Consider the following 1,431-nt stretch of genomic DNA (forward strand, 5'->3'; position numbering starts at 1 on the left):
TCGGTAGTTCCCATCACGTCAACTGATCGCCACGACTGTCGTGGTTAGATCCTCAGGAAGCGTCTGGATGGGTGTTGATGATGTGTTTATACCATCCAGACACCGTTCTTACGGCCTCTGACCTTGAAACCTTAGCGGAAGGCCTCCTCGCAGAGATCCCGATACCCGGAGTCGAAGGCTGCGGCTTCGACTCCGGGATCATCCGACGAACGCTCCTCAAAGCAGCTGTTGACCAGACCTCGATCAAGGCGGTCACCGAGAGCACTCGTGGAACCTACTCCGACGACTACACGCTTGCGCAGCTTCATACCGTCCCACCAGAAGAACTCGAAACGGTCGTTAACCTCCTGCTCAGACAACAGGCGACGATGATCCTCGGCGGCGGGCCGAGGATCATCTGCCTCGACTTCGTCGACATCCACTACCACGGCTGTCCCCACCGCTCTCCCGGTGAACTCTGTCACACAACGCCCCGCGATGGCACCTCACAGTGCCATCGCTACCTCGCTGGATTTCTCCTCTGTCGGGCGAAACCGCTCGTCGTTGCCGTCACTGCTGTTCGTGGAGACGAACCAACAAGCGACGCGGTCGAGCGACTGCTCGACCACGTCGCGGCACTTCCGTTCGATGTCGCTGGTCTCCTCTGTGACCGCGGGTTCTACAGCGGTGCGTGCATCCAGCGGTTGCGTGAGATTGCACCGGTCGTTCTCCCGGTCATCCGACGCGGTCAACGGATGGCCGAGAAACTGGAGACGTCGATCTCCTACTGGACGGAGTACGCGATGTACGAGGGAAGCGAGCGGGAACTGCGCTTCCCGCTCGCGGTCTGTGTCTCATACCGACAGGGCAAGCGGGGAAAGCACGGACTGCTTGTTCGTGCCTACGCGGCGTGCGATCTGGCTGATCGCACGCCGAAGGCGGTCGAGGCTCTCTACCGGAAACGCTCGGCCATCGAGACAGCCTTTCGAACCATGCGCGAAGCGCGTGCACGTACAACCACAACCGACCCGGTCGTTCGGTTGGTGTTCGTGCTGGTGAGTTTCCTGTTGCGGAATTTGTGGTTGATCGTCCGCTGGGGCGTGCTCGCCACGCCGCGGCGCGGCGGGCGAGCACTACCCGTGTGGTTCCGCTTTGAGGTGTTCCGAGCGTGGATCAACCACACGCTCGACGGACTGCTCCGCCGGAAGTGGGAAGCACCGACCAATGGCGTCGGGATTCCCGCGACGTATGGTCAGCTGGACGCGGGCTGACCGAGCCCGCGTCCAGCGAATGCCCCTGAAGAGCGATTGCTAGGCATCGCCATCACAGATTCGGCGCTCTCACTGACGTGAGACCGCCTTTCGTGGGCTATTGTCTCGGTACCGGGATCGAACTTGTCGCTTCCGCCGTGGAAAATCAAGTCAGCGTGTAGAACCGATGGGAACTACCGAC

At 61.0% G+C, this 1,431-nt stretch carries 1 protein-coding gene; it reads left to right on the forward strand.

Features of this window, described 5'->3' with window-relative positions:
- The first annotated feature begins 77 nt into the window (after window positions 1-77).
- Entirely contained in the window at window positions 78-1,250 is a 1,173-nt protein-coding gene (locus tag NDI65_RS22115; protein ID WP_310894439.1) for an ISH3 family transposase, read from the forward strand.
- Window positions 1,251-1,431 lie beyond the last annotated feature (181 nt).

Origin of the sequence: Haloferax sp. S2CR25 (assembly GCF_031624535.1) — an archaeon.
In the GTDB taxonomy this organism is placed as follows: Archaea; Halobacteriota; Halobacteria; order Halobacteriales; family Haloferacaceae; genus Haloferax; species Haloferax massiliensis.

Bases quoted from the DNA above. Each gene is read 5' to 3' on its own strand.
- NDI65_RS22115 (WP_310894439.1), top strand. From the start codon at position 78: ATGATGTGTTTATACCATCCAGACACCGTTCTTACGGCCTCTGACCTT.